This window comes from Parasedimentitalea huanghaiensis (assembly GCF_009753675.1).
GTDB lineage: Bacteria > Pseudomonadota > Alphaproteobacteria > Rhodobacterales > Rhodobacteraceae > Parasedimentitalea > Parasedimentitalea huanghaiensis.
The window spans coordinates 51640-71064 of record NZ_WQLV01000003.1 but is presented as its reverse complement, the minus strand read 5'-3'; the positions used below and the strand labels follow the sequence as shown (position 1 = coordinate 71064).

At 61.5% G+C, this 19425-nt stretch carries 19 protein-coding genes and 1 riboswitch; of the genes, 17 read left to right on the top strand and 2 right to left on the bottom strand.

The annotated features are described in order from the left end of the window. The first annotated feature begins 1 nt into the window (after position 1). The 4 genes from GO984_RS07485 (at position 2) to glpD (ending at position 4557) form a co-directional block, all read left to right on the top strand. Positions 2-1000 (top strand): imelysin family protein, encoded by a 999-nt coding sequence (locus GO984_RS07485; RefSeq protein ID WP_157021942.1) that lies wholly within the window; start codon positions 2-4, stop codon positions 998-1000. A 1-nt stretch (position 1001) separates the two neighbouring features. Next, entirely contained in the window at positions 1002-2093 is a 1092-nt protein-coding gene (locus GO984_RS07480) for a DUF1513 domain-containing protein (RefSeq protein WP_157021941.1), read from the top strand. 108 nt (positions 2094-2201) lie between these two features. Beyond that, a complete protein-coding gene (locus GO984_RS07475; RefSeq protein WP_157021940.1) occupies positions 2202-2987 on the top strand; it encodes a DeoR/GlpR family DNA-binding transcription regulator in 786 nt (261 codons plus the stop codon). Continuing rightward, positions 2980-4557 carry a glycerol-3-phosphate dehydrogenase gene (glpD, locus tag GO984_RS07470; protein ID WP_157021939.1) on the top strand — a complete coding sequence of 526 codons (1578 nt, stop codon included), beginning with the start codon at positions 2980-2982 and terminating at the stop codon, positions 4555-4557. Before GO984_RS07475 ends, glpD begins: the two co-directional genes overlap by 8 nt. 177 nt (positions 4558-4734) lie before the next feature. On the opposite strand, the gene cobO is transcribed toward glpD, so the two are convergent. Next, positions 4735-5370, bottom strand: a complete 636-nt coding sequence (gene cobO / locus GO984_RS07465) for a cob(I)yrinic acid a,c-diamide adenosyltransferase (RefSeq protein ID WP_167740260.1) — start codon at positions 5368-5370, stop codon at positions 4735-4737. A gap of 51 nt (positions 5371-5421) precedes the next feature. Then, positions 5422-5630, top strand: a riboswitch (cobalamin riboswitch). A 95-nt stretch (positions 5631-5725) separates the two neighbouring features. Here cobO and GO984_RS07460 point away from each other — a divergent pair. The 7 genes from GO984_RS07460 (at position 5726) to cobJ (ending at position 13841) form a co-directional block, all read left to right on the top strand. After that, positions 5726-6100 (top strand): DUF1636 family protein, encoded by a 375-nt coding sequence (locus GO984_RS07460; RefSeq protein ID WP_157021938.1) that lies wholly within the window; start codon positions 5726-5728, stop codon positions 6098-6100. A 4-nt stretch (positions 6101-6104) separates the two neighbouring features. Then, positions 6105-7139: a cobalamin biosynthesis protein CobW gene (gene cobW, locus GO984_RS07455; protein ID WP_157021937.1), complete on the top strand. Its 1035-nt coding sequence runs from the start codon at positions 6105-6107 to the stop codon at positions 7137-7139. 122 nt (positions 7140-7261) lie between these two features. Further along, positions 7262-10582 (top strand): cobaltochelatase subunit CobN, encoded by a 3321-nt coding sequence (gene cobN, locus GO984_RS07450; RefSeq protein ID WP_157021936.1) that lies wholly within the window; start codon positions 7262-7264, stop codon positions 10580-10582. Continuing rightward, complete coding sequence (gene cobG, locus GO984_RS07445) at positions 10579-11739, top strand: precorrin-3B synthase (RefSeq protein ID WP_157021935.1); 1161 nt, start codon at positions 10579-10581, stop codon at positions 11737-11739. Before cobN ends, cobG begins: the two co-directional genes overlap by 4 nt. A 1-nt stretch (position 11740) precedes the next feature. Further along, a complete protein-coding gene (locus GO984_RS07440) occupies positions 11741-12370 on the top strand; it encodes a precorrin-8X methylmutase (protein ID WP_157021934.1) in 630 nt (209 codons plus the stop codon). A gap of 2 nt (positions 12371-12372) precedes the next feature. Then, complete coding sequence (gene cobI, locus GO984_RS07435) at positions 12373-13089, top strand: precorrin-2 C(20)-methyltransferase (protein WP_157021933.1); 717 nt, start codon at positions 12373-12375, stop codon at positions 13087-13089. Continuing rightward, complete coding sequence (cobJ, locus tag GO984_RS07430) at positions 13086-13841, top strand: precorrin-3B C(17)-methyltransferase (RefSeq protein WP_157021932.1); 756 nt, start codon at positions 13086-13088, stop codon at positions 13839-13841. Before cobI ends, cobJ begins: the two co-directional genes overlap by 4 nt. Here cobJ and GO984_RS07425 read toward each other — a convergent pair. After that, on the bottom strand, positions 13838-14572 hold the full coding sequence (locus tag GO984_RS07425; RefSeq protein ID WP_157021961.1) for a cobalt-precorrin-6A reductase: 735 nt from the start codon (positions 14570-14572) through the stop codon (positions 13838-13840). The genes cobJ and GO984_RS07425 overlap by 4 nt on opposite strands. On the opposite strand from GO984_RS07425, the gene cbiE reads away from it, so the two are divergent. The 6 genes from cbiE to GO984_RS07395 are packed head-to-tail and all read left to right on the top strand — an operon-like array spanning position 14571 to position 19284. Next, entirely contained in the window at positions 14571-15758 is a 1188-nt protein-coding gene (cbiE, locus tag GO984_RS07420) for a precorrin-6y C5,15-methyltransferase (decarboxylating) subunit CbiE (protein ID WP_157021931.1), read from the top strand. The two genes, GO984_RS07425 and cbiE, sit on opposite strands and share 2 nt — an antisense overlap. Then, positions 15755-16135, top strand: coding sequence for a cobalamin biosynthesis protein (locus GO984_RS07415; protein WP_157021930.1), 381 nt, complete (start codon positions 15755-15757; stop codon positions 16133-16135). The genes cbiE and GO984_RS07415 overlap by 4 nt, the downstream gene beginning before the upstream one ends. Further along, complete coding sequence (gene cobM, locus GO984_RS07410; RefSeq protein ID WP_157021929.1) at positions 16132-16917, top strand: precorrin-4 C(11)-methyltransferase; 786 nt, start codon at positions 16132-16134, stop codon at positions 16915-16917. The genes GO984_RS07415 and cobM overlap by 4 nt, the downstream gene beginning before the upstream one ends. Continuing rightward, positions 16917-18233 (top strand): cobyrinic acid a,c-diamide synthase CobB, encoded by a 1317-nt coding sequence (locus tag GO984_RS07405; protein ID WP_157021928.1) that lies wholly within the window; start codon positions 16917-16919, stop codon positions 18231-18233. Before cobM ends, GO984_RS07405 begins: the two co-directional genes overlap by 1 nt. After that, a complete protein-coding gene (gene cobA, locus GO984_RS07400; protein WP_157021927.1) occupies positions 18230-18952 on the top strand; it encodes a uroporphyrinogen-III C-methyltransferase in 723 nt (240 codons plus the stop codon). The genes GO984_RS07405 and cobA overlap by 4 nt, the downstream gene beginning before the upstream one ends. Continuing rightward, positions 18949-19284, top strand: coding sequence for a DUF1636 family protein (locus GO984_RS07395; protein ID WP_157021926.1), 336 nt, complete (start codon positions 18949-18951; stop codon positions 19282-19284). The genes cobA and GO984_RS07395 overlap by 4 nt, the downstream gene beginning before the upstream one ends. Positions 19285-19425 lie beyond the last annotated feature (141 nt).

Here is a 19425-nt window from a genome sequence, read left to right as displayed (position 1 = left end):
CATGCGTTCACTCACTCTCGCTTTTGTCCTCTCGCTGTCTGCTTTTGCCGCGCAGGCCGATCTGGTTGACGATATTCTGGATCAGCAAATCCTGCCAACGATGAGCGCACTTGCCGGTCACTCTCAAGCTTTATCGCAAGCTGCGGCTCAGGATTGCAAGTCAGACTCAGCAGAGTTGCAGCAGGCCTACGCTGACGCCTTTGATGCATGGATCACAGTGAGCCACCTGCGATTTGGCCCCACAGAAACCGACAACCGCGCCTTTGCATTGGCGTTCTGGCCTGACAGCCGCGGCAAAATTCCCAAAGCCCTGTCAGCAATGATCCAAAACGAAGACCCTGCTGTTAAAACACCTTCGGATTTTGCAACAACATCAATTGCGGTACATGGCTTTTATGCACTCGAATTTCTACTGTATGATACCGAGCTAAGTACACTCGGCAAAGAGGCTTATCGCTGCCAATTGGTGCGTGCCATAGCCGATGACATTTCCGACACCTCTCATCTCATTCTCAAAGATTGGCAACAGAACTATGTCGCCCAAATGCGCACGCCCGGTGATCGTTACCAAACCCGTTCTGAGGTCAAACAAGAGCTGTTCAAGGCCTTGAACACCGGCCTGCAAGTCACTTCTGATATGCGCCTGGGCCGCCCTTTGGGGACATTTGACCATCCCCGGCCAAACCGGGCTGAAGCGCGCCGTTCAGGCCGCAGTCTTCACCATGTAGAGTTGTCGCTACAGTCACTTGAAAACCTAGCGATCGCATTGGCTGGTGATAACCTAGCGCTGGCCGCTGACTTGCAGGCAGGTTTTTCCAAAGCACGTATCAGTGCCGCCCGCTTGGCAGATCCTGTATTTTCCGGGGTCTCTGATCCAAGCAGTCGTTTTCGCATCGAAGCACTGCAACAACAAATAAATGATATCCGTAGCATCGCGGACGTAGATCTGGGCCCCGCGCTGGGGGTTACCCCTGGGTTCAATTCACTGGACGGTGACTAACATGGCCTCTCGCCGCAGTTTCCTGGCCGGACTTCTGGCGACAGGACTGGCACCTCAGGCCAGCTGGGCCGACCTTGGATGCCCAAGCTTTCTGGCTGCGGGTCAGCAAAACGATGGCAGCTTTGTTCTGGCTGGGTTGACATCAAGAGGCGATATCCTGTTCCGTTGCCCGCTTCCTGATCGCGGGCACGCCGCCAGCGCCCATCCCAAACGTCCTGAAATCGTGGCTTTTGCACGGCGTCCCGGCCGGTTCGCCCAGGTGATCAACTGTCGAGACGGAGCACCTCTCGCACGGCTTGATCCACCTAACGGGCATCATTTCTACGGGCATGGGTGTTTCAGCTCAGACGGCACCCGCCTGTATACCACTGAAAATGACTATGTGAATTCCCGTGGTGTGGTAGGGATTTGGGACACAACCAACGGCTATCAACGCATTGGCAGTTTTTCCTCGGGTGGTATTGGCCCCCACGATATATTGCTTCGCAACGACGCACCGGGATTGGTGATTGCCAATGGCGGCATTCAAACCCACCCCCGCAGCGGCCGCGCCAAATTGAACCTGAAGACGATGCGCCCCAACCTTAGCTACACTGACCTCAATGGCAGTGTGCAGGACCAAGTGGTTTTGCCGCTGGACCTTCATCAGAACTCAATTCGACATCTGGCAATTCATACTAGCGGCACCTTGGCCTTTGCCATGCAATGGCAGGGCGAACCGGGTGCTGGTGTACCAATCACCGGGCTGCACTTGTCCGGTACCGCACCGCAACTGCTTGCCGAAGACGATCCAAGGGTCCGTAATCTGCAAGGGTATGGCGGTTCCATTGGTTTTAGCGCCGACGGAAAACAAGTTGCTGTCACCTCTCCGCGTGGTGGGGTGGCGCAAATCATGGACGCTGTTAGCGGTGATCTGCTTTACGAACATCAGCTACCGGATGTCTGTGGACTGGCCACAGGTGAGAGCGGCTTTGTTGTTACCACCGGGAAAGGACAGGTTGCAGCCCTGAGCGGGCCGGACATCAGCCCACTTTCACAAAGCGATATGCGATGGGATAATCATCTCATCCCCCTGACACGCGGTGAACTGTAACAAGCAGTGCCTGCATCTGCAGACGCACTCGATAAATCGAAAGCATCACGAAATCAAATAGTGACAATACGAAAGCCATTCGCTAAAACCCCTGCGAAAGGACTTTCCATGGACGCCACCACTCGCCAAGCCACTATTCTGAACCTGCTGAACACCCAAGATCGGGTCGAGGTTGAAGATCTTGCCAGCCGCTTTGAGGTTTCGCTGCAAACGGTCCGCGCTGACCTTCGTGATCTTAGTGACAGGGGCGCCCTGTCACGGGTACATGGCGGCGCCGTCCGCACGAGCTCCGCTGCCAATCGCGTTTATGCTGACAGACGCAAGCAGAATGCCCAGGGCAAACAGGCGATGGCGGCCCTGGTTGCAGAATTGATCCCGGACAACTGCTCGCTGGCTTTGAACATCGGCACCTCAACCGAGCAAGTCGCCCGCGCGTTATCAGAGCACAGAGGCCTCACCGTCCTCTCAAACAACATTAACATCATCAATATGATGATGGGGGTGAAAACCAAAAATCTGATCTTGGCTGGCGGCACTGTCAGGCAAAGTGACGGAGCAATTGTCGGCGAAGACGCCGTGGAGTTCATTTCTCGGTACAAAGTGGATTTTGCTATCATCGGCGCATCGGCAATGGACACCGATGGCGCCATTATGGATCATGATGCGCGCGAAGTTTCAGTTGCGCGCGCCATTTTGAAGAACGCTCGCACTAAGGTTCTGGTTTGCGATAGCAACAAATTCGAACGGTCTGCGCCTGTCCGTATCTGCGCAGTTGAAGACCTTGATGTTGTGGTGACTGACCAATCAATTCCCGAAGATTTTGCCAAAGCTGCCAGACTGGCAGGTACTCGCATTCTGACTGTTGCACAAAACGAAAGCCGCGAAAATGACTGACCATCCGACCACCGACCTGTTCATCATCGGCGGCGGCATCAACGGCTGTGGCATTGCCCGTGACGCCGCAGGTCGCGGCATGTCCGTTACACTGGCCGAGATGAATGACTTGGCATCCGCAACCTCGTCGGCTGCGACTAAACTGTTTCACGGCGGACTACGCTATCTGGAGTACTTCGAATTCCGTCTGGTCCGCGAAGCGCTGATCGAGCGCGAAGTGCTACTGCAAGCGATGCCGCACATCTCCTGGCCTATGCGTTTTGTGCTGCCTTATCATGCCGATATGCGGTTTGAGAACGACACCCCGACCTCCAAGCTACTCTCTGGCATCATGCCCTGGATGAAGGGCCGCCGCCCCGCTTGGTTGATCCGGCTGGGCCTGTTCATGTATGACACTTTGGGCAAACGCGGCATTCTGCCCGGCACCCGAAAGCTGGACCTGACTAAGGGTGAAGTTGGCAAACCGCTGAATTCCAAATTCAAAACCGCCTTTGAATATTCTGATTGCTGGGTCGAAGACGCCCGTCTGGTAATGCTCAACGCCCGCGACGCCCAAGATCGTGGCGCCACCATCCTGCCCCGCACCAAGGTTATCGGCACCAAACGCATGGCCGATCATTGGGAGATTACCCTTGAAGACCGCGACAGCGGAGAGATCCACACCCGCCGCGCCAAGATGCTGGTCAACGCGGGCGGCCCTTGGGTGGCGGACCTGCTGCAAAAGCAGCTGAACATTCAAAGCAATGAAACCGTGCGGCTGGTCCGTGGCAGCCACATCGTCGTGCCCAAACTCTATGATCATGACCGTTGTTATTTCTTCCAAGGCACCGATGGACGGATCATTTTTGCTATCCCCTATGAGGAAGACTACACCCTGATCGGCACCACCGATGCCGACCACACGGATGTCGACTCCCCGCCAGAATGCACCAAGGAAGAGCAGGACTATCTGGTTAAATTCGCATCTGAGTACTTCAACACCCCAGTGACACGCGATCAGATTGTCTGGACCTATTCAGGCGTGCGCCCGCTGTACGACGACGGCGCCAGCTCTGCCACCGCAGCCACCCGCGAATATGTATTGTCGCTCAATCAAGACGCAGCACCGCTGCTGAACGTCTTTGGCGGCAAGATCACCACCTACCGGAAACTGGCTGAGGCTGCGATGGCCAAGATCAGCTCAGCCCTGCCCAATTTGACTTCCAACTGGACCGCGGGCGTACCGCTCCCCGGCGGCGACTTCGCGGTCGAGGATGTGAAAACCCTTCAGGCCAAACTTGCCACCGACTACCCCTTCCTCAGCGCCTATGCCACCCGCCGCCTGATCCGTGCTTATGGGACCGAGGCGTGGGAGGTGCTGGGAGAGGCCAAGTCAGCCACTGATCTGGGACAGGATTTTGGTGCCACCATCACCGCGCGCGAGCTAGACTGGGCGATTGAGCGGGAATGGGTCCGTACAGGCGAGGACTACCTGTGGCGGCGCACCAAGCTGGGCCTTCGGCTGAGCGAGGAAGAGCGTGCTGCGGTGGATGGGTATATCACGCAGCAAGTGTCCAAGTTGGCCGCATAACCCCAGCGCGCGGAACAAGGTCGCATGCCGCCACGCGATCGCCTACCCGTCCCGGCGGGTCGGCGATTTGGCTAGGCCTGGCGCACTCGTTCAACCTCGTACGGACTTTGCCGAGATAAACTGCCCCAAACCAACGTCTGATCGCCCACCCACGGGCAGGCAATCCCGCGCCTAAGCTTAATACTCAACGCCCTTCTGTGCCTTGATCCCGGCGCGGAACGGGTGCTTGATCTGCCCCATCTCGGTCACCAGATCGGCAATCTCGATCAGCTCTTCCTTGGCGTTGCGGCCCGTCAGCACCACATGGGTCATCGGAGGTTTCTCGGTCTCCAGAAACTCGACCACTTCAGCCAGATCCAGATACTCATAGCGCAGCGCAATGTTGATCTCGTCCAACAACACCATGGTATTGCGCTCATCCCGGATCATCTCCTTGGCCTTTTCCCAGCCTGCCTGCGCCGCCGCAATATCGCGTGCCTTGTCCTGAGTCTCCCAGGTAAAGCCTTCGCCCATCGCATAGAACTGACACAGGTCAGCGAAGTTCTCTTCGATCAACGTGCGCTCGCCGGTCTGCCAGCCGCCCTTGATAAACTGCACCACGGCCGACGGCATCTTATGCGCGATACAGCGCATGATCATGCCAAAGCCGGAACTGGATTTTCCCTTACCCGGCCCGGTGTGAATGATGATCAGCCCCTTCTCACCATCCTTGGTCGCCATCATCCGATCACGGGCCGCTTTTTTCTTGGCCATCTTGGCCGCATGGCGAGCCTCATCATCGACGGGCACTTCTTTTTTCGGGGTGTCACTCACGGCGAGTCTCCTGCTGATTCCAGCTATGACTTGACAAGGACCGGGGGGATGACGCAAGGGGGTTTTGTTGGTTCCTGTTTTACGACAGGCGAAGAGGGAATGTGATGCGCGAATATGCGCAAGCACAGCCGCCCCCGCGACCGTGACCGGAGAGGTCTCTGATGCCACTGGCCTAGGCCGGGAAGGCAAGAGCACCGCACAAAGGCCCCGCGCCTTTTGACTCCGCAAGCCGGGAGACCTGCCAACATGATGATCAACGGGCGAACGGGGTGTTTCGCAACCGGTTGAGGGCTCCCACACCATGGGTCCCCCTTCTGGCCTTACCCTTTTTGTCACCACAAGGAGATGGCCCCCTATGGGTGATGTAACACTAACTGTCTGCACAACCTGCCGCCGCGCAGATGTTGACCCCGACGCCACGCGTCCAGGGTCCATCCTGCTAGAGGCACTGAAAGAAACCGGTGTGCCCGAGGGCGTGAACATTCGCGGCGTCGAGTGCCTGTCCGCCTGCAAACGCGGCTGTTCCATGGTGCTGAGCGGCGGCGACAAACGCTGGACCTATGTTTACGGCGACCTTGATCCCAACGAACATGTCGAAGAAATCATCGCAGGTGCCGCCGCCTATGCCGCCACCGAGGACGGCCTCGTCCCATGGCGCGAACGCCCCACCGTTTTCCGCAAACAATCCATCGCCCGCATCCCGCCGGTCGACACCGCTTCTCAGGAGTAAATACATGAGCGATCTCAACAAGATCCCAGTTACCGTTGTCACAGGTTTCTTGGGCGCAGGCAAAACCACACTTATCCGCCACCTGATGCAAAACCCACAAGGCAAGCGTCTGGGCGTTCTGGTCAACGAATTTGGCACCGCCGGTGTGGATGGCGACATCCTGAAATCCTGTGCTGATGAAAACTGCCCAGAAAACAACATTGTCGAACTGGCAAACGGCTGCATTTGTTGCACCGTCGCGGATGATTTCATCCCAACAATCGAGGCACTGATGGCCCTGCCGCAGCCGCCCGAGCATATCTTGATCGAAACCTCTGGTTTGGCCCTGCCCAAGCCGCTGCTCAAAGCCTTTGAATGGCCCGCGATCCGCTCGCGTATCACCGTTGATGGGGTAATCGCCCTGGCTGATGCCGAAGCTGTGGCCAAAGGTCAGTTCGCCCCCGATCTGGACGCCGTCGCCGCCCAGCGCGATGCCGACGACAGCCTGGACCACGAAACACCTCTGTCTGAGGTCTTCGAAGACCAAATCTCATGTGCTGACATCATTCTGCTGTCCAAGGCTGATCTGGCAGGCGAAGACGGCCTAGCCACTGCCCGCGCCGTGATCGAAAAGGAGAGTCCTCGCAAGCTGCCAATCCTGCCCATGACCGAAGGTGTGATTGATCCGCGTGTTGTGCTGGGCCTGAATGCCGCTGCCGAGGATGATCTGGACGCCCGTCCATCTCATCACGACGGCCACCACGATCACGAGCATGACGATTTTGAAAGCATTGTGGTCGAAATGGGCGAAGTTGCCGATCCGCAGGCATTGCAAGATGCGATCATCAAACTCGCCCGCGATCGCAACATCCTGCGCGTCAAAGGCTATGTGGCGGTCGAAGGAAAACCAATGCGGATGCTAGTACAAGCCGTGGGCGAACGCCTACGCGCGCAATATGACAAACCCTGGGGCAGCGACACCCGCCGTACCCAGTTGGTGGTGATTGCCGAGCACGACAACATCGACTCCGCCGCCATCCACGCCGCACTAGGGGCTTGATGTTGCCAAAGATAGATAGGGCGCGCCTGACCTTAGGGAGGTGCAAAGCGCCTTCCCGGGGGGAAGGTCAGGCGCGCCCGGCCTATCGGCCGAGCAAACAAGTCACAAAGGTTTAAACCAACATGCACGTCGTCTTCCGCGAAAGCCACGGTCTCGAAGAAAGTGAGACCCCACAGGATCTGGGCCAAACCCCGGCTGATCTGGTGGTGCTGTCCTTCTCCGACAGCGACCTTGGCGCCTTTGCGGCAGGCTGGCACCGGGCTGATGGCTCTTTGCCCTCGCTGCGTCTGGCCAATCTGGTCGCCCTGAAACACCCGCTGTCGGTCGACACCTACGCCGAACAAACACTCGAGGGCGTCAAGGGCATCCTAGTCCGTTTAATCGGCGGCGAAAGCTACTGGTCCTATGGCCTGGCAACCCTACAGGACCTGGCCCGCCGCAACGGCATCGCCCTGGCGATCCTCCCCGCCGATGGCCGCGAAGACTCGCGCCTGGACGAGCTGTCGACCCTACCGGTGTCCACCCTGCGCCGCTTGCAACACTTGTGCGACGCTGGCGGAGCCGTCGCCGCCCAGGCCGCCCTCGCACAGCTCTCCCTTGCCGCTGGTCTCTATGCCAGCCCGGTTCTCGGCCTGAAATCCACCCCCGAACACGGCTTCTACGACCCGGGCCAAGGCGTGGTGTCGTCGCTCCCCCAAGACGACAAACCGCTGTTTCTGGTCAGCTTTTACCGCTCATACCTCACAGCCGCTGACACCGCCCCAATTGATGCCCTGATTGCCGAGCTGCGCAGCCGAGGCTTTGCCGCCTACGGTGTCTTCGCCGCCAGCCTCAAGGCCCCCGCCACCGCCAAATGGCTGCGCGAAGATCTGCCTCAACTGACCCCATCGGCCATCATAAACGCCACCGCATTTTCCGCTATCGGCAGCGACGGCAAGGCCTCACCGCTCAACATCACTGGCTGTCCGGTCTATCAGGTTGCCCTGTCCACCGCCCGGCGCAAGGACTGGGACAGTGCCACCCGCGGCCTCTCGCCCGCTGACCTTGCCATGCATGTGGTCCTGCCCGAGGTTGATGGCCGCATATTTTCCGGGGTGGTCAGTTTTAAATCACCGGGCCGCAAAGACCCCGACCTGCAATACTCCCGCTTTGCCCACCAAGCCGATATTGACCGCATCCGCGCCGTGGTCGACCGTGTTGTGGGCTGGCACCAGCTGTCGAACAAGCCCAACGCGGACAAGCAGCTGGCGCTGATCCTGTCCACCTACCCCGGCAAAGACTATCAACTGGCCCATGCGGTGGGATTGGATGCCTTGGCCTCGGCCGAGAACATCCTGACCTCGCTGCATGAACAGGGGCATGACGTTGCCCCAACAAAAGGAGAAAAGCCTGCCGGGGGGCAGGCAGGCGCAGCTCCGGGCCACAAGTGCCCCGGACAGGAAAGCGGAACAGGCAATCTCGCCCCGCGCCTGATGACCGAAACGTTGAGCTTCCCGCTCTCCGACTATCTGGCCGCCCTAACCCGTCTACCGCAATCCCTACAAGACGACCTGTCTCAAGCCTGGGGCGACCCACAGTCCGACCTCGATTTCGTCGACGAAGCTTTCCAATTCAAAGCCCTACAATCGGGCAAGTCCCTGATCGCCCTGCAACCCGAGCGCGGCGATGTCGCCAGCCGCGTTGATGACTACCACGACGTCGAGCGCACTCCCCGTCACGCCTACGTCGCCTTTTACCTATGGCTACAGTCACAGGTGGATGCGCTGGTCCACATCGGCGCCCACGGCACCCTGGAATGGCTGCCCGGTAAATCCGTCGCGCTGTCCAGTGCCTGCTGGCCCGAGGCGCTGACCGGAACCCTGCCCGTCATCTACCCCTTCATCGTCAACGACCCCGGCGAGGCCGCCCAGGCCAAACGCCGCATCGGCGCGGTGACCCTCGGCCACCTGCCGCCACCGCTAGCCCAGACCTCCCTGCCCCAAGGCATGGGACGTCTCGAAAGCCTGCTCGATGAATACTCCACCGCCGAAGGCCTGGACCCCGCCCGCCGCGACCGTCTGATCACCGATATCCGGGCTGAGGCACAGGCCACCGGCGTCGAAGCTGATCTCGGCCTGAACGACGACAGCTCCGCCGCCGAAGCCCTGACCCGCATCGACGCCTTTGTCTGCGACATCAAGGAAAGCCAATACGGCGAAGGCCTGCATATCTTTGGCACCGGCGACTGCGGCGAGGCCGAGAAAACCGGTCTGCTCGCGGCGCTGAATGGCCATCTAGTGGATCCCGGCCCCTCCGGCTCTCCCTTCCGGGGCCGCACGGATGTGCTGCCCACCGGACGCAACCTCTTTACCACCGACCCACGCGCGGTGCCCTCACGGGCGGCGCAGGCCCAAGGTGTCAAACTGGCGGAAGAACTGCTGCGCCGCCACCTGCAAGACCACGGCGACTGGCCGCGCGGGCTGGTGATCGACCTCTGGGGCTCGGCCACCATGCGCACCGCAGGCGAGGAATTTGCCATGGCTCTGCATCTCGCGGGTCTGGCCCCCAAGTGGGATGATAACTCCGAGCGTGTGTCAGGATTCGACGTGATCCCGCTGGCCCTGCTTGGCCGCCCCCGCATTGATGTCACCCTGCGAGTCTCTGGCCTGTTCCGCGATGTCTTCCCCGGCCTCGCGCAAATGTTCGAAGCCGCCGCCGCAACGCTGGCCACCCGCGAAGAGGCCGCCAGTGATAACCCATATCTGGACCAAACCCCCCGCGTCTTCGGCCCCAAGCCGGGGCAGTATGGCCTCAACATGGGCGCGCATCTGGAAACCTACACCGACAGCGCCCGCGAAGCCGCAGGCGAGGCCTGGCTCAACGCCTCCTCCCACGCCATTGACGCCAAGGGCGAGATTGCGCCGGCCCGCGAAGCACTGGAAACCCGCCTTCAAACTGCCGACAGCTTTGTCCACCTGCAGGACCTGCCCGAAACCGATCTCTTGGTGGCCTCGGACTATGCAGCGCACGAGGCGGGCTTTGCCGCCGCCATGGCCCGCGTCGGCCAGCCTACACCCGCGCTCTACCACATGGACGCCACCCGCCCGGATCAGCCCAAGGCGCGATCCCTTGGCGAGGAAATCGCCCGCGTCACCCGCGCCCGTGCCGCCAACCCCGACTGGGCCACCTCGATGATGGGGCATGGGTTCCGTGGCGGGGCTGAGATCGCCGCCACCCTCGACCACATGGCCGCCTTTGCCCATCTGGCGCAGGTGGTGCAGCCGCATCTGTTTGATCTCTATTTCGAGGCCACCCTGGGCCGCGAGGATCTGGTCGAGTTCCTGGAGGCTGAAAACCCGCAGGCCCTGCAAGCCATGCGCGACCGCTTCCGTGCGCTGTTTGATGCCGGCCTCTGGAGCACCCGCCGCAATTCCATCATGGCAGACCTAGAAGGTGCGGCATGAGTGCCCCCTCTCCCAAAGTCTACGGCTGGTGCCCCGGCGCCCTGCGCCCAATGATGTCTGGCGACGGCCTGGTGGTCCGCATCCGCGCGCCTCTGGGTCGGCTCAGCTCTGAGCAAGCACAGGCGGTCGCAGACCTGTCCCAACGCCATGGCAACGGGCTGCTTGATGTCTCGGCCCGCTCCAACCTGCAAATGCGCGGCGTAAGTGAGGACAATCACCCAGCCCTAATCGCCGCGCTGCAAGATCTGGGATTGGTCGACACGGATGCCGCAGCCGAGTCCCGGCGCAACTTACTGATCACTCCATTTTGGAGCAAAGGCGATAAAACCCATACGCTCGCCCAACAGCTCAGCAACGCCCTTGTTTCGGCCACTGACCTCAGCCTGCCCGGCAAATTCGGCTTTACTGTAGACACCGGCCCCGCCCCGATCCTGCGCAACACCGCCGCCGACATCCGCATCGAGCACAACGCAGACGGCCTGATCCTGCTCGCTGACGGCGCGCAAACCGGCCTCCCCGTGACCACCGGCACCGCAGTCGAAGAAGCCCTCGCCCTCGCCCGCTGGTTCCTAAACCAAGGCGGCGCGCCCGACGGGCGTGGCAGAATGAAAACCCTCATCGCGCGCCGCGCACGACCCTCGGCGCATGTGGCACCTCTTGGCACCCCCGCAGAAAGCCCAACTCTGGGCCAAACCGCCACCGGCCAGCTTGTGGGGCTGGAGTTCGGCCAGATCCCCGCCACCAGCTTTGCAGAGCTCGCAACCCACGGTGCCTTACGCCTAACCCCTTGGCGTGCCCTACTGGTCGAAGGCGCAACCAACATCGCCCCACAGCCCGGCCTGATCCTTGACGCAACAGATCCCCGCCTGCGAGTGAGCGTCTGCACCGGCGCGCCCGGTTGCACGCAGGCGCTCTCCTCCACCCGGCAACTGGCCCGCGATTTAGCTCCTCATGTCCCATCCGACGCCACCCTACACCTGTCCGGCTGCACCAAAGGCTGCGCCCATCCCGCAGCCGCACCGCTTACTCTGACCGCAACGGCCCCCGATACATTCGACCTGATCCGCAACGGCACAGCCTCGGATCATCCCGCCAAAACGCATCTGAGCGCCGCTGACCTGCGCGCCTCTCCCGACATTCTGACAAAGGGCAGCTAACATGCTCCACACCTACCAAACCAACGGCGCCGCCATCTACGCCGAAAGCTTTGCCACCATCCGCTCCGAGGCCGATCTGGCCCGCTTCACCAAAGATGAGGAAAGCGTCGCCGTTCGCATGATCCACGCCGCCGGCATGGTCGGGCTCGAGGAACACATCCGTTTCTCCCCCGACATGGCAGAAACCGCCCGCGCTGCTCTGGCCGCAGGCGCGCCGATCCTCTGTGACGCCTATATGGTCTCCGAAGGCATCACCCGCCCGCGCCTGCCCGCAAATAACGAGGTGATCTGCACCCTGCGCGATCCAAAGGTACCGGATATGGCCAAGGAAATGTCCAACACCCGGTCTGCTGCCGCGCTGGAACTGTGGCGCCCCAATCTGGACGGCGCCGTTGTCGCCATCGGTAACGCCCCCACCGCCCTGTTCCACCTTCTGAACATGCTGCAAGACCCATCCTGCCCCCGCCCCGCAGCCATCATCGGCTGCCCGGTTGGCTTTGTCGGCGCGATGGAATCCAAGGACGCGCTGATGCAAGACTTGCCAGTGCCCTCGATGATCGTAAAAGGTCGCCTAGGCGGATCTGCCATCACCGTCGCCGCCGTCAACGCGCTCGCCAGCTGGAAAGAGTAACCATGGGTAAAATCATCTGCGCAGGCCTCGGCCCCGGCGACCCCGACCTGATGAGCCTGCGCTCATACCGTGCCATTCAGGGTGCGCGTCACATCGCCTATTTCCGCAAGGCCGGATACGAGGGTCAGGCCCGCCGTCTGGTCGACGGCATGCTCCCCGAAGGCGCCGCAGAATACCCGATGGAATATCCGGTCACGACCGAGATCCATTTCACCGATCCGGAATACAACCGCATCCTCGGCGCATTCTACGACGAATGGGCCGACACCCTGGCCGAGATGGCCAAGACCGACGATGTGGTGGTGCTCTGCGAGGGCGACCCGTTCCTCTATGGCTCTTTCATGCATCTGCACATCCGGCTAGAGGGCCGCGCCGAAGTCGAGATCATCCCCGGCATCACCGGCATGTCCGGCTGCTGGACCGCCACCGGCCAGCCTATCACCTGGGGCGATGACGTTCTGACCGTCGCCATGGCCACTTTGTCTGAGGACGATTTGGCAACCCGCGCCGCCAACACGGATGCCCTGGTAATCATGAAGATCGGCCGCAACCTACCCAAGCTACGCCGCGCCCTAGAACGCGCCGGTCGACTTGAGGACGCTTGGCTGGTGGAACGCGGCACCATGGTGGACCAAACCGTGCAAAAACTAACCGAGGTCACCGGCAAAGTGCCCTATTTCTCAATTGTTATCCTACACGGCCAGGGACGCCGCCCATGACTCAGACAGACGCAGGATGGGTCAAGATTGTTGGCCTTGGCCCCGGAAACGAAACCATGGTGACTGCGCAGGTGCAGGAGGTTCTGGCAGAGGCCACCGACGTGGTCGGCTATATCCCATACGTCAAACGCATCCCCGAACGCCCGGGCCTGACCTTGCACGCCACAGACAACCGGATTGAAATCGAACGCGCCACCCATGCGCTGGAAATGGCCGCCTCAGGCAAGCGCGTCGCAGTGGTCTCCTCCGGCGATCCTGGCGTCTTTGCCATGGCCTCAGCCGTGTTTGAGGCTTTGGAGGCAGGCAAGCCCGAATGGCTGAACCTCAACATCCAAGTCCTGCCCGGCATCACTGCCATGCTCGCGGCCTCCGCCCGCATCGGCGCGCCCATGGGCCATGACTTTGCCGCCATCAACCTCAGCGACAACCTCAAACCCTGGTCCCTGATCGAAAAGCGCCTGCGTCTGGCCGGTGAGGCTGGCTTTGCCATGGGATTCTACAACCCACGCTCTAAATCCCGCCCGCACCAGTTTGGCCGCGCCCTTGAAATCCTGCGCGAGGCCTGCGGTGGCGAGACCCTCATTTCCTTTGCCCGCGATGTCTCCAAACCGGGCGAGACGATCACAACCGTCACACTTGATGAAGCCACACCCGAGATGGCAGACATGCGCACGGTTGTTATAGTGGGCAATGCCGACACCCGCCGCGTCGGCCGCCACGTCTACACCCCGCGTTTCGCCAAAGAAGGCTAAGAATGCTCCAGCCAGGTCATAACCTCGCCCACGCTGCGCAGGATCTTCCGATCCGGCACCTGTGGTCTGTCGATCATCACAATCGGCACCCCCAGCGCGCGCGCAGCCAGCAGTTTGGCCTCGGCCCCCACGCCTCCGGCATTCTTGGCCACCACATGGGTGATCCTATGCTCTGCCATCAGGGCCTGATCACCACCGGCATCAAATGGTCCCCGCGCCACCACAACCGCGCAATCCGGCAGCGGCAGCGCTGCCTCGGGCGCATCCACCAACCGCAACAGATAATGGTTGCCCGGCTTGGCGGCAAAGATATCCAGATTCTGCTTACCAATCGCCAGAAAAACCCGCGCGCCACTCTGCGGCAACGCATCCACAGCGCCCTGCATATCAGCAACACGAAACCAGTTGTCACCCTCACCAGCCTGCCAAGGCTGCCGCTCCAGCGCACAGAGCGCAACACCCGCCTCGGCACATGCCGCCACCGCATTGGCGCTCATCTGCGCGGCGAAGGGATGGGTGGCATCGACCACATGGGTGACACTCTCACAGGCAAGGTATTCAACCAACCCAGCCACACCACCAAACCCGCTTTGCCGCATGGGCAACGGCTGCGACGCCGGGCGCGCGGTTCGGCCGGCGTAACTGAACACCGCGTCCCGCCCGGCCATGGCCAGCTGTTCCGCCAGCGCCGAGGCCTCGGTTGTGCCCCCCAGCAAAAGGATACGCATCATGTCTGATCCCTGGTTGTCGGTCATTGGTCTGGGCGAAGATGGACTGAGCGGCCTGTCAGATGCAAGCCGATCTGCACTGGACAAGGCCGATCTTATATTCGGAGGCCCACGCCACCTCGATCTGGTGAATGCAAGCGACCGAGGCCAGCCCTGGCCAGTCCCCTTCTCCATTGATCGGGTGCTGCAATCACGTGGAAAACAGGTCGCTGTTCTGGCTTCGGGTGATCCCTTCTGGCACGGCGCAGGCGGCTCTCTCGCCACGCACCTGCAACCGGGCGAATGGGTCTCGTACCCGGTGCCCTCCACATTTGCGCTGGTGGCCAACCACATGGCCTGGCGGCTCGAGGATACGCTCTGCCTTGGCCTGCACGCCGCTCCCTATGAACGCCTGCTGCCTGTTCTGGCCCCCAACACCCAGCTGATCTGCACCCTGCGCGATGGCGCGGCCCCGGCCGAACTCGCCACCTGGCTCACCCAACAGGGCTTTGGAGAGAGCCAAATGGCAGTGATGGAGCGTCTGGGCGGGCCAAACCAGCGTCTGCGCAGCGCCCGCGCCGATGCCTTTGACCTTGATGATATACAGGCGCCAGTGGCCGTCGCTCTTGCCGCCATGGGCAACCCCGGCCTCTCCCGCGCCTCGGGTCTAGCGGATGATCTATTCCACCACGACGGCCAGATCACCAAACGTCCAATCCGCGCGCTGACCCTTTCAGCCCTTGCGCCACGCCCCGGCCAACTGCTCTGGGATATCGGCGGCGGCTCTGGCTCAATCTCGGTGGAATGGTGCCTATCCGCCCCCGGTGCCCGCGCGCTGATATTCGAGCAGCGTACGCACAGGTCCGAAAATATTAACCGCAACGCGGCAAAGTTTGGCCTCACCCATCGCATGAGCCTGGTTATCGGACAGGCCCCGCAATCGCTGGAAACCCAGGAACTGCCTGACACAGTATTCATCGGCGGCGGCGCATCACAGGCGCTGCTGGATCAGCTGTGGCAAATCCTGCCCCCCGGCACACGCATCATCGCCAATGGCGTAACCTTGGAAACCGAGACCCTGCTGATGACAGCCCACGCTCAACACGGCGGCCACCTGATGAAGGCCGAGATTGCCGAGGCAGGCCCCTTAGGATCCATGCGCGGCTGGGAGCGCGCCCGCCCGGTCCTACAATGGAGCGTCACCCGATGAAGATAGCCGGTCTCGGATTTCGCCAATCGACCAGCACCGCCGACTTACGCGCCGCACTTGCGCTCACCGGTGTCGCCCAGCCCGATGCCCTTGCCTCGATCACCGCCAAGGCCAGTGCCCCGCAGATGCAACAACTGGCCGCTGACATGAACCTTCCGGTGATCACACTGACCGAAGACGACATTCAAGGCATTGAAACGCCCACCCAATCCCCCCGAATCCAGGCCCGTTTTGGCACCGGATCCCTGGCCGAGGCCACAGCCCTCGCCGCCGCCAAACAGGGCCAGCCAAATGCAACCGTGCAGCTGCTGACCCCCCGCGTTATTACAGACAATGGCCTTGCCACCGCGGCAATTGCCCAAAGGACCACGATATGACCGTACATTTCATCGGCGCCGGCCCCGGTGCCGCCGACCTGATCACCCTGCGCGGCCGCGACCTGATCGCCTCTTGCCCCGTGTGCCTTTACGCTGGCTCGCTGGTGCCCGAGGCCCTGTTGCAGCACTGCCCCAAAGGCGCGCGCATCATCAACACAGCATCCATGTCGCTGGATGAAATCATGGCAGAAATCCAATCGGCACATGACGCAGGTCACGACATCGCCCGCCTCCATTCCGGCGACCTCTCGGTCTGGTCTGCCATGGGTGAACAGCTCCGCCGCCTGCGCGCGCTGGATATCCCATATGACGTCACCCCCGGCGTCCCCGCCTTTGCCGCCGCCTCGGCTGCGCTTGGCGCAGAACTCACCCTGCCCGGTGTCGCCCAATCGCTGATCCTAACCCGCACATCCGGTCGTGCTTCGTCGATGCCCGATGGCGAAACACTTGAGAACTTTGCCAAAACCGGCGCCACCCTGGCCATCCACCTCTCGGTGCATGTGCTAGAAGAGGTCATCTCGCGCCTGACACCCCACTACGGCGGCGACTGCCCCGTGGCCATCGTCTGGCGCGCCACCTGGCCTGACCAGCGCGTGGTCAAGGCCACGCTTGAAACCTTGGAGGACGCCACCGGCGGCGAACGCGGCCGCACCGCGCTGATCCTTGTTGGCCGCGCCATCGGCGCCGAAGAGTTTGACGAAAGCTGCCTCTACGCCGGAGACTACGACCGCCGCTACCGCCCCGTCGGCACCGATCCGCGTTTTCCGGAAGGAACCGAATAATGTCCCAAAACCCTCCCGGCCTGATGATCTCTGCCCCCTCTTCGGGCACCGGCAAAACCACGGTGATGCTTGGCCTGCTGCGCGCCTTTGCCGAGGACGGATTATCTGTGCAACCGTTCAAATCCGGCCCCGACTATATCGACCCAGCCTTCCACCTCGCCGCTGCCAAGCGCGCCTCGTTCAACCTCGACACATGGGCAATGGACGACACGCTTTTGAACGCCGTCGCCAGCCAGGCCTCCGGTGCTGAAATCTGTATCGGTGAAGGCTCCATGGGCCTGTATGACGGCGTTGCCACCCGTGGCCAAACCGCCTTTGGCACCAGCGCCGAAACTGCCAAACGCATGGGCTGGCCGGTTGTTCTGGTTGTCGATGTGGGCGGTCAAGCGCAATCCGCCGCCGCCACCGCACTTGGCTTCAAAAACTACGACCCCGACCTGCCCTTTGCCGGCGTCATCCTGAACCGCGTTGCCAGCCCACGCCACGAGCGCCTGACCCGGCTGGGTATGGAAAAGGCAGGCATCAAGGTGCTCGGTTCGCTGCCCCGCCGTGGTGATCTGACCCTGCCCGAACGCCACCTTGGCCTGATCCAAGCGGTGGAACACCCCGATCTCGAAGAAGCCATTTCAGGCTACGCAACCTTCCTGCGCGAAAACGTCGACCTCGACGCGATCAAGGCCGCAGCGCTGTCCGGTGCAGCCCCCACGGCCCAACCGCTTCCAACCCCGCCCGCACAGCGCATCTCACTTGCTCGTGATGCAGCGTTCTCCTTCACCTATCCGCACCTGCTGACAGGCTGGCGCAACGCGGGTGCCGAGATCCTGCCGTTCTCGCCTCTGGCAGATGAAGCCCCCGACGCCAACGCCGATCTGGTTTGGCTACCCGGCGGCTACCCCGAGCTTCACGGCGGCACATTGGCCGCAGCCGAAACCTACCGCGCAGGCCTGCGCAAACATGCCGAAACCAAACCGGTCCACGGCGAATGCGGCGGCTACATGGCCTTGGGTGAGGCCCTGATCGACAAACAAGGCAACCGCCACCAGATGGCCGGGCTGCTGGGCCTAGTCACCTCGTACGAGAAACGCAAATTTCACCTCGGCTACCGCCGCGCGGTGCTGGATGCCGCTATGCCGGGGTTCGATGCTGGCAGCGCCCTACGAGGGCACGAATTCCACTACTCGACCATTCTGGACGAGCCCGACACCCCGCTGGCGCAGGTGTTCGACGCCGACGGCAACCCGGTCCCCGAAACCGGATCCATCAAGGGCCATGTCACCGGCACCTTCTTCCACCTGATCACCGGAGAGCGCACATGAGCGGCTTTGTCAGCTTTGTCTCTTCAGGCCCCGGCGACCCAGAACTGTTGACTGTCAAGGCGGTGAAGCGGATCGAGGCCGCAGATGCAGTGCTGTTTGATGACCTGTCATCAGGCCCAATCCTGGACCATGCCCGCCAGGACGCTGATCTGGTCGGTGTCGGCAAACGCGCAGGTCGCCCCTCGCCCAAACAAGACCACGTCAGCAAACTCCTGGTGGATTACGCCCGGTCCGGTGCCAAGGTTGTACGGCTAAAGTCCGGCGATTCAGGCATCTTTGGTCGGCTCGAGGAAGAGATCACCGCCCTGCGCGAGGCCGGTATCAAATACGAGGTCATCCCCGGCGTTACCGCCGCATCCGCGGCAGCAGCGGCGGCAGGTATCCCGCTGACCCGCCGCCTGACGGCACGACGGTTGCAGTATATCACCGGCCATGACGTGACCGGAGAGCTGCCCGACAATCTGAACCTGACTGCGCTGGCCGATGCCAATGCGACAACGGTGGTCTACATGGGCAAACGCACCTTTGCTGCGCTGGCGGAGCTGCTGGTAACCCATGGGTTACCTTCTGAGACCCCAGCCATGCTGGCGCTGGCCATCTCCACCCCGGAACAAGAACTGTCGCATCACACCGTGGGTGAGCTGCCAACCCTACTGCGCGAGCTGAAAACCACCGCGCCGGTGCTGATCCTTTATGGGCCCTTGGCTGAACCGGAATGAGCATCCCAACCCTGACCCTGTGCCGCACCTGCCGCGCAACTGATCCGACCTTGTCGGATCAGTTGCGCGAGGCCGTCACAGGTGCTGGGCTAACGGCCAAGCTACAACAGGTCGACTGCATGTCCGGCTGCAAACGCCCGCAAACCCTGGCGGTGCGCCAACCGGGCAAGACCGCCTATTTGTTTGGCGAGGTTTCAACAGCGGACATCCCCGATATCCTGACCTTTCTACGCTTGTTCAACGGAAGCTCGGATGGCAACCTTGCCGATGCCCGTCCACTGGGGGGTCTTCGGTTCAAGGCCCTCGCCCGAATCCCTGCGGATATTGGCTGAATCCGAGGGCCGCACCTGACCTTGGGAAGGTGCAAAGCGCCTTCCCGGGGGGAAGGTCAGGCGCGGCCCGGCGTGTCGCCGGGTGTTTTGATCTTCAAACAAGCCCCTAAGTCGCAACAACCCTCCTAAACCGTCGGTTTC